The sequence below is a fragment of the Candidatus Streptomyces philanthi genome (genome assembly GCF_059553635.1).
The window spans coordinates 1-8,419 of the sequence record NZ_JCANQV010000262.1; the positions used below are offsets into that span (position 1 = coordinate 1).

General features: G+C 74.6%; 7 protein-coding genes and 2 pseudogenes. 5 read left to right on the plus strand and 4 right to left on the minus strand.

Annotated elements, in window-relative coordinates; genetic code table 11:
• Positions 1 to 173: 173 nt before the first annotated feature.
• Positions 174 to 833 carry a response regulator gene (locus tag AC51EU_RS23835; protein ID WP_496269097.1) on the plus strand — a complete coding sequence of 220 codons (660 nt, stop codon included), beginning with the start codon at positions 174 to 176 and terminating at the stop codon, positions 831 to 833.
• On the plus strand, positions 830 to 1,978 hold the full coding sequence (locus tag AC51EU_RS23840; protein ID WP_496269098.1) for a sensor histidine kinase: 1,149 nt from the start codon (positions 830 to 832) through the stop codon (positions 1,976 to 1,978). The genes AC51EU_RS23835 and AC51EU_RS23840 overlap by 4 nt, the downstream gene beginning before the upstream one ends.
• A gap of 1 nt (position 1,979) precedes the next feature.
• Here the strand turns inward: AC51EU_RS23840 and AC51EU_RS23845 are convergent, their stop codons facing one another.
• The gene (locus AC51EU_RS23845) at positions 1,980 to 2,354 is read right to left on the minus strand and encodes an STAS domain-containing protein (protein WP_496269099.1); all 375 of its coding nucleotides are present in this window, start codon (positions 2,352 to 2,354) and stop codon (positions 1,980 to 1,982) included.
• 425 nt (positions 2,355 to 2,779) lie between these two features.
• Here AC51EU_RS23845 and AC51EU_RS23850 point away from each other — a divergent pair, with 425 nt between their 5' ends.
• Together AC51EU_RS23850 and AC51EU_RS23855 are read left to right on the plus strand one after the other, a co-directional pair.
• Entirely contained in the window at positions 2,780 to 3,415 is a 636-nt protein-coding gene (locus AC51EU_RS23850; RefSeq protein ID WP_496269100.1) for a sigma-70 family RNA polymerase sigma factor, read from the plus strand.
• Positions 3,412 to 4,826, plus strand: a pseudogene (locus AC51EU_RS23855) (zf-HC2 domain-containing protein). Before AC51EU_RS23850 ends, AC51EU_RS23855 begins: the two are co-directional and overlap by 4 nt.
• A gap of 31 nt (positions 4,827 to 4,857) precedes the next feature.
• On the opposite strand, the gene purU reads toward AC51EU_RS23855, so the two are convergent.
• The gene (purU, locus tag AC51EU_RS23860) at positions 4,858 to 5,784 is read right to left on the minus strand and encodes a formyltetrahydrofolate deformylase (protein WP_496269101.1); all 927 of its coding nucleotides are present in this window, start codon (positions 5,782 to 5,784) and stop codon (positions 4,858 to 4,860) included.
• Between the two features lie 32 nt (positions 5,785 to 5,816).
• Positions 5,817 to 6,275 (minus strand): SCO4402 family protein, encoded by a 459-nt coding sequence (locus AC51EU_RS23865; protein WP_496269103.1) that lies wholly within the window; start codon positions 6,273 to 6,275, stop codon positions 5,817 to 5,819.
• A 170-nt stretch (positions 6,276 to 6,445) separates the two neighbouring features.
• Between AC51EU_RS23865 and AC51EU_RS23870 the strand changes: the two genes are divergently transcribed.
• Entirely contained in the window at positions 6,446 to 7,744 is a 1,299-nt protein-coding gene (locus AC51EU_RS23870) for an ABC transporter substrate-binding protein (protein WP_496269102.1), read from the plus strand.
• Between the two features lie 34 nt (positions 7,745 to 7,778).
• Here AC51EU_RS23870 and AC51EU_RS23875 read toward each other — a convergent pair.
• Positions 7,779 to 8,419, minus strand: a pseudogene (locus tag AC51EU_RS23875) (hypothetical protein); the annotation flags it as partial.

The following is an 8,419-nucleotide window of genomic DNA, read 5'->3' on the forward strand; positions in this document are numbered from 1 at the left end:
CCTCACCGGTGGTGCAGCATGAAGGCACTGTGCCCGGCGGTGTCCCCCCGGGGCATCGTCCGCAGGTCGCGGGCGCACCCCCGCCGGGCGGCGGGGGTGGGGGGCCGCCCGGGGGCGGGCGGCGTGCGGTGGCACCGCCGGTCCGGAACGGTACGACGAGAAAGGGGCGGCCGGTGATCCGTGTCGCTGTGGTGGACGACGAACGGCTCGTCAGGTCCGGGCTGCGGATGATCCTGGGGAGCGCCCCGGACATCGAGATGGTCGCGGACTGCGGCGGGACCGAGGCCGTCGGCACGGTGCTGGACAGCGCCGCCGATGTCGTCCTGGTCGATGTGCGGATGCCGGACGTCGACGGTCTGGACGTCCTGCGGGCGCTGCGCGCCGCCCCGAGGCCGCCGGTGGTGGCGATGCTGACGACCTTCGACGCGCAGGAGTACCTGTCGGCGGCGCTGCGCGAGGGCGCGGCCGGTTTCCTGCTCAAGGACTCGGACCCGGAGGAGCTGGTGCGGGCGGTGCGGACGCTGGCGGCGGGCGGCAGTGTGCTGGACCCGGGGGTGACCCGCGCGGTGATCGGCGGCTATCTGACCGCCGAGGGGCAGGCGTCGGCGGTGCGTGCGGTGAGCGGGCTGACGCCGCGGGAGGCACAGGTGCTGGCGCTGCTCGGGGCGGGGCTGGGCAACGCGCAGATAGCGGACCGGATCGGGCTGGCGCCGAGCACGGTCAAGGACCATGTGCGGACGCTGCTGGCCAAGCTGGGCGGGATCAACCGGGTGCAGGCCGCCGTCGTCGCCGACCGTGCCGGGCTGGTGCCGGGCATACCCGGAAGCGTGTGACGCGGGTGGGCGGTTTCCGCGTCCGGGCGGGGCGGTGGTCGCGGCGGTGGGGTCCGCTGGTCGTCCCGGTGCTGCTGGGGACCGCCGACGCGCTGCTCGTCAACGGGGTGGAGCCGTCGCTGGAGCTGGCGGCCTCGCTGGCCGCGGCGGCCGTGCTGCCGGTGCGGCGCCGTCTTCCGCTGACGGTGTTCCTGGTGACGCTGCCGGGGCTGTGGATCGGCTACATCTGGTTCGCGCCGATGATCGCGCTCTACACCCTGGCCTCGCTCCGTCCCGGGCGCGGGCGGCTGGCGGTCTGCGCGGTGCTGCTGGTGGCGGCGCACTTCCTGCCGTATCCGCTGTCCGATTTCGAGCCGACCGCCTACCGGGACAACACGCTGGTGCTGATCGACGCGTGCGTCACCTCGGGGGCGCCGATCACCTTGGGGCTGCTGGTCCGTACCCGGCGTGAGCTGGCCGCCCGGATCGAGGAGCTGACGCGCAGCCGGCGGCGGGAGGACCGGCTGCTCGCGGAGCGGGTCCAGGCCACCGAGCGGGCCCGGCTGGCGCGGGAGATGCACGATGTGGTGGCCCATCAGGTGAGTCTGATCAGTCTCCAGGCGGGTGCCCTCCAGGTCGGCGCGGGGGACGAGGAGGCCCGTGCGGGCGCCCGGACGATCCGGGAGCTGTCGGTGCGGACGCTGGAGGAGTTGCGGAACATGGTGGGTGTGCTGCGCGCGGCGGGCGGGACGGCGCGGGAGCCGGTGCCGCAGCCGGATCTGGCGGAGCTGCCGCGGCTGATCGAGCGGAGCGGACTGGACGTCACGTACGAGGGCGCCGTGGTGGACGGGACGGGCGGGGCGCGGACGGTGGAGCGGGCGGCGTTCCGTACCGTCCAGGAGGCGCTGACGAACGTCCGCAAGCACGCGCCGGGCGCCCGGGTGCGGGTCCGGGTGGAGCCGCTGGCGCGGGACGCGGGGCTGCGGGTGGAGATCCGCAACGGGCCGCCGGACGCGTCGGCCCCGGTGCCCTCCCTGCCCGGTGGCGGGCACGGTCTGGTGGGGCTGCGCGAGCGCGCCCAGAGCCTGGGCGGCCGGCTGGAGGCGCGGGCGACGCCGGAGGGCGGTTTCGTGGTGCGGGCGGAGCTGCCGTACGGGGCGGGGTGAGTCAGGCGGTGAGCGGCGCGGCGGCCTCGTCGACGGCGGTGGGCAGGTCCGGGTAGACCTCGAAGAGGCGGCGGACGCCGAGTGCGGCGAGGACGCGGTTGACGTGGGAGCCGTCGACGGCGCCCTGGGCGGGGAGGATCAGCCGCAGTCTGCCCTGGCAGGAGCGCATCAGCCGGCGGGCGGCGATGAGGACGCCGACACCGCTGGAGTCGCAGAACCGGACCTCGGAGAGGTCGAGGACCAGGCTGCGGCGGCCGTCTGCGACGGCGTCGTGCACGTGCTGACGTACTGAGGGCGAGGTGACCAGGTCCATCTCGCCCGAGACCCGGAGGACGGCCCAGCGGCCCTGCTCGTCTTCCGCCACCTTCAACGACACGCGCTCGAAGCCTTTCGCTCGCTTGCGGACCGGGTGGTTCCCGAAGCTGTCCGGAACTCGTCCTTCCCCGGCACGACTGCCCGGCTCCTTCCCCCGAATTTCCCCCCGAATCGCGTCGGATTCCTCGGTGCCACGGGCCGTTCGCCCTCAAGGCTATGCGGAGTGCGGGACCGCCATGTACCGATATCTGGTCACACCCGGGTAACACATCGCCCTATTCCTGCACGAACGATCCGCTTCGATCCACCAGGAACGGGCATTACCCCCACAAAGCGACAGCTCCTTTACCATCCGCTGTCGGGGCCGGCGCGGGTTGCCGTAAAGGCCCCTGCGGCTCCTGACCCGCCGACTACATTCGGGGGACGGTGCCGGAGCGGGACCGGTACGGGAGCGACCGTGGTGACGGACAGGAGATGGGGGGTCCGATGGGAAAGGACGCACCACCGCGCTGGGACAGGCGGATGCAGCAGCGGCTGGCCCGCGGTGAGGCGGCCGCCCTGGGCGAGCTGTACGACCGTTTCGCCTCACTGGTGCACAGCCTCGCCCACCGCGTCCTCGGCGAGGAGGAGGCCGCCGACCGCGTCACCCGCGAGGTCTTCGGCTACATCTGGGAGAACCCGGACGCCTACGACCCCCGGCAGAGCTCGCTGCGCTCCTGGGTCGCCACCCTCACCCACCGCCAGGCCGTCCACCGGCTGCGTCAGGCCGAGGCCGCCTCGGCGCGCGAGTGCGGCGAGGACGGCCCCGGGCCCGCCGAACTGGAGCGCGAGCGGGAACGCAAGATCCGCGCCGCCTCCACGGCGGCCCGCGCCGACTACATCGTCACGTCCATGCCCGCACCACTGCGCGACGCCCTGGAACTGGCGTACTTCCAGCGCCGCGACTACCGCCAGACCGCCGCCGACCTCGGCGTCACCGAGGACGAGGCCCGCCGCCGGCTCCGCCTCGGCCTCCAGCTGCTGTCCACCGCCCACCACCACCAGGCCCCTCCGCCCGCCCGGCACACCGCGCGCCGCCCCTCGGCGGCCACCCCGCCGCCGGGCTCCGGACGGCCGCTGTGAACGGCCGTGACGAGTGGGGCGCCTACGGTCCCGAGGAGCCGGATCCGGAGCACTCCGGGGAGGCCCGCGGCGAGGACGGCACCGGTGACGCCGGGGCGGGGCACGGCGACCCCGGCCCCGCCGCCCGGCCGCGGATACCGTCCCCGCGCCTGGCCCCGGAGGACCTCGGCCCGCTCCCCGACCTCCGGCCGCGGTCCCCGGAAGCGCACCCGCCCGCACCGCGGAGACCGGACGACGCCCCGCCCCTCGCGGACCCCGTCCACGACCTGCCCGGCCCGGACGGCGCCGGCCCGCGCGAGGCCCGCGACGTCCTCCCGCACACCGTCCTGAAGTCGCTGCTCGGCGCCTGGGCACTGGCCGCCTGCTCGCCCGAGGAGACCGCCGCCGTCGAGGCCCACCTGACGGACTGCGCCGCCTGCGCCGAGGAGGCCCTGCGGCTGCGCGACGCCGTCGGCCTGCTCCACCCCGCCGACAGCCTCGACCTCGATCCGCTGCTGCGCTCACGGGTGCTGGAGGGCTGCCTCGGCCGCCGCCCGGCCGTATCCCGGTGCCCGCCTGGGCGACGCCCTACGACGCGGAGACCGCCCGGCTCGACGCACTGCTCGGCGACATGGGCGCGGCGGAGTGGCGCGCCCCGGTACGGCTGCGCTGGTACAAGGCGTCGGGCCCGGCGGAGCGGAAGACGACCGTCGCCGGGGTCATCGGGCATCTGATGACGGTGGACGGCCAGGTCGCCACGGCGCTCGGCCTCGCCGACCCGCTGGGCGCGGCCGCGCCTCCCGAGGGCGCCGGGCCCGCCGCCCGTACGGACGCCCACTGGCGGTCGGCGGACCCCGCCGCCGACCCGGCCGCGGCCCGCGACCCCTGGCGCGAGCAGAGCCACGCCCTCATCAGGACGGCCGCCTTCGCGGGCCGCAGCGTGGGCGACCTCGATGTGTCGTACGGGAGGATCAGCCTGCCGCTGCGCGACGCGTTCCTGGACCGCGCCTTCGAGTGCTGGGTGCACGCCGGGGACATCGCGGAGGCCGTCGACTATCCGTACGCCCCGCCCGCGGGCGCCCATCTGCACCGGCTCGTCGATCTCGCGGCGCGGCTGCTGCCGCACGCCCTCGCCGAGCGCCGCAGGGCGGGACTGGCCCCGCCACGGCTGGCCGAGGCGGGCGCGCCGGGCCGCACGCTCCATCTGGAGGTCGAGGGCGACGGCGGCGGTGACTGGTACATCGCGCTGGACTCCCCCGCGGCGGTGGCCTCACCGGAGCACACGGTCGCCCGTGTCGCGCTGGACGGCGCCGAGTTCTGCCAGCTCGCGGCGGGGCACGTCCCACCGGAGGAGGCCGCGGCGGGCCAGTACGGGGAGCGCGAGGCGATCTGGGAGGTGCTGTCCGCCACCGCGTCCCTCTCCCGCCTGTGACGGGCGTGGCGGGAGGGGACGGACGGGCGGGTCAGGCGAAGACGACCGTACGGGTGCCGTTGAGGAGCACCCGGCGCTCGCTGTGCCACTTCACGGCGCGGGCCAGGGCCTGGCACTCCACGTCGCGGCCGAGCGCCACGAGCTGGTCCGGGGTGACGTCGTGGCCGACCCGCTCGACCTCCTGCTCGATGATCGGGCCCTCGTCGAGGTCGGCGGTCACGTAGTGGGCGGTGGCGCCGATCAGCTTCACGCCCCGGGCGTGCGCCTGGTGGTAGGGCCTGGCGCCCTTGAAGCTGGGGAGGAAGGAGTGGTGGATGTTGATGATCCGGCCGGACAGCGCCTGGCACAGATCGTCGGAGAGCACCTGCATGTAGCGGGCCAGCACGACCAGCTCGACGTTCTCCGCGCGCACCAGCTCCAGCAGCCGCGCCTCGGCCGCCCGCTTGGTGTCCTTGGTGACCGGGATGTGGTGGAACGGGATGCCGTACGAGCCGACCAGCTCGGCGAAGTCCGTGTGATTGGAGACCACGGCGGCGATCTCGACCGGCAGCGCCCCGATGCGCGAGCGGAACAGCAGGTCGTTGAGGCAGTGGCCGAACTTGGACACCATCAGGACGATGCGCATCTTCTCCTCGGCCCGGTGGATCTGCCAGTCCATGCCGAAGGAGTCGCCGACCGCGGCGAAGCTGGCGCGCAGCTTCTCGACGCTGACCGGCGTGTCCGCGCTGAAGTGGACGCGCATGAAGAACAGCCCGGTGTCGTGGTCGCCGAACTGCTGGCTGTCCTCGATGTTGCAGCCCGTCATGAAGAGATAACTGGACACGGCGTGCACGATGCCCTGCTTGTCCGGGCAGGACAGGGTCAGCACGTACTGGTCGGTCCGGGTGCTCCGGCCACCGCCGCCGCCGGCGGCGGCCCGGTCGTCGGATGCGGGGGTGGTGGGCTGCGACTCGCTCATGACCTCATAGGGTCGCACACCGGAGCGGCTGCTCAGACCGGGGTGCCCGGCCTGCGTGTCATGAAGGCCAGGACGTCCAGCGGCTGCGGCGGCGCGTCCGGGTCGTCGCCGTCCGCCACCGCCATCCGTACGTGGGCCTCGCGGGCGGCGCGTACGGCCTCGGGCCAGGCGTGGTGCCCCAGGTAGTCGGCGGCCGGCGCGTCCGCCCCCACCTGGTGCAGGATACGCAGCACCCGCAGCACGGCGACGTCCACCAGCGCCGCCTCCTGGGGGTCCCGGAAGATCGTGCCGACGTACTTGTCGGCGGACCAGTTGTCGAGCCAGGTGTCCTCGACGAGGCGGTAGACGGCGTCGGTCACGTCCCCGTACCCGGGGCGTCCGGCGGCCCAGGTGTCCTGCTGGAACGCGGGGTCGGAGAGCATGTGCAGCGCGGAGCGCACCGTGCTGCGCCAGCGCCACCACGGCATGTCGTTGAGCGGCATGCCGCCCATGGTGGTCGAGCGGCGGCCGCGACGGGAAGATTTCTCCGAACCTTGCACAGATGTGATCGTACGGTCCGTCCCGGGGGCCGCCCGGAGGCCCCCGGAGTTCACCACGACGTCACCGCCCGTTGACCGTGGGTCACTCGCGCGTTGACGGCGGACCGGAAGGCTCCGGCTCCATGACCGGACGGCGACACTCCTCCTCCCCCCGCGGGTCCGCGGCCCTCACCGCGGCGGCGGCGTGCACGGCGGTCCTCGCGTCGCTGCTCTCCGGCTGCGGTTCCCTCCCCGGCCCCGGCTCCGGCCCCGGGGAGAAGGGGCCGCTCACGGTGATGACCTGGGCACCGCAGGGCACCCCGGCGACCAACAAGCCCGGGATGCCGGCGATGGCCCAGGCGTACGCCCGCTGGGCCAACGCCGAAGGCGGCCTCGCCGGCCATCGGCTGAGGGTCCTGACCTGCAACGACCGCAACGATTCGGTGGGCGCGGCCCGGTGCGCCCAGCGGGCCGTCGACGAGGGCGCCGTCGCGGTCGTCGGCTCGTACAGTCAGTTCGGCCGGTCGTTCCTCTCGCCCCTGGAGATCAACGGCATCCCGTACATCGGCGGCTACGGCGCCTCGGACGAGGAGTTCGAGAGCCCCCTGTCGTACCCGGTCAACGGCGGTCAGGCGTCGCTGCTGGCGGGCAACGGGCGCCAGCTCGCCCGCCACTGCCGGCAGGTCTCCCTGGTGCGGCCGGACACCCTCCAGGGCGACCGGATGCCCGCCCTCCTCGACTCCGGCCTGCGGCAGGGCGACCGGCCGCCGGCCGAGGACGTCCGGGCGCCCGAGGACGGCACGGACTACTCCGGCGAGGTACGGCGGGTCCTGGCGGGCGCGGCGAAGGGTGACGCCTGTGTGACGGCCGCGCTCGGCGATCACACGGACACCTTCCTCGACTCCTACCGGCGGCTGCGCGCGGGCGGGCCGCCGGTACGGATCGGTTCCGTCCTCGGCAGCGTCGACCAGTCGCTGGTGGACCGGACGGGCGGCCGGGCGGGCCCGCTGGAGGGGGCCGACCTCACCGGCTGGTACCCGGCCGCCGGTGATCCGCGCTGGGGGCCGATGCGCCGGGTCGTCCGCGACCACGCCTTCGACGACGGCCGCATCGACCCCGCCGACCAGGGCGTCCAGACCACCTGGATCGCGTACACGGTGCTGCGTGCCCTGGTGGAACGGCTGGACGCCGAGGGCGTGGAGGAGATCACCGCGCGCGCCCTGCGGGGCGCCCTGGACCGGGGCGGGCGCCCCATCGGCACCGGGGGCCTCACGCCGCCGCTGCGCTGGCGGCCGTCCGACATGCTCGCGGTCCAGGACCTGCCCCGGATCGTCAACGGCAAGGTGACCTACCAGACCGTGACGGAGGGCCGGGTGACCGCCGTCACGGCCGGCTTCGTCGATGTGACGAGGACGCTGGAGCGGCGGCGGCCGGAGAGCTGAGCCGGGCGGGGCGTCCGTTTCCGGGCGCCCCCGGTCACAGCTGGTCGGCGTGGCGCTCCGTCAGGCCGTACTTCTTGGCGACCGGGTTCCAGATGCCGGCGGCCTCGTTCTTGGCCTTGGTCGCGGCGCCGCTGGCCGCGTTGCCCTGCGCGGCCTCCTTGGTGTTGCGGGCGTGCCCCTTGTGGCAGCCGTGCTTGTCGCCGACCCGGTCGGCCCAGGCCGCGTAGTGGCTGTCGGCGGCCGCCGAGGACTTCCAGGCGGTGGTCAGCGCGGCGGTCAGCCGGTCATGGTCGGGGATCTTGTCGACGGAGAGCTGCTGGAGCCGGTCGACGAGGCCGTTGCGCTGGTCGGCCGCCGCCCGCAGGTCCTGGGCCGCGCCTTCGAGGTTGTCGCAGGTACGGATCGACTTCACCGCGTTGATCACCGCGGAGCGGCTGCTGTTGCTGTCGCCCAGCAGCGCGTCGAGCGCCTTGGCCTGCGTCCGGGTCGGGTCCTCCGCGGGCTTGGGCGCGGGCTTCGGCTTCTCCTCGGGTGCCTTGTCCGCGGCGGCCTCCGGGGCCCGCTGCGCAGCGGTGTCGTCACCGCCGCCACCGCTCAGCGCCCAGCCGACGCCGAGGCCCACACCGGCGAGGCCCACGACGACGGCACCGACGATCACGGCGGGGGCCATTTTGC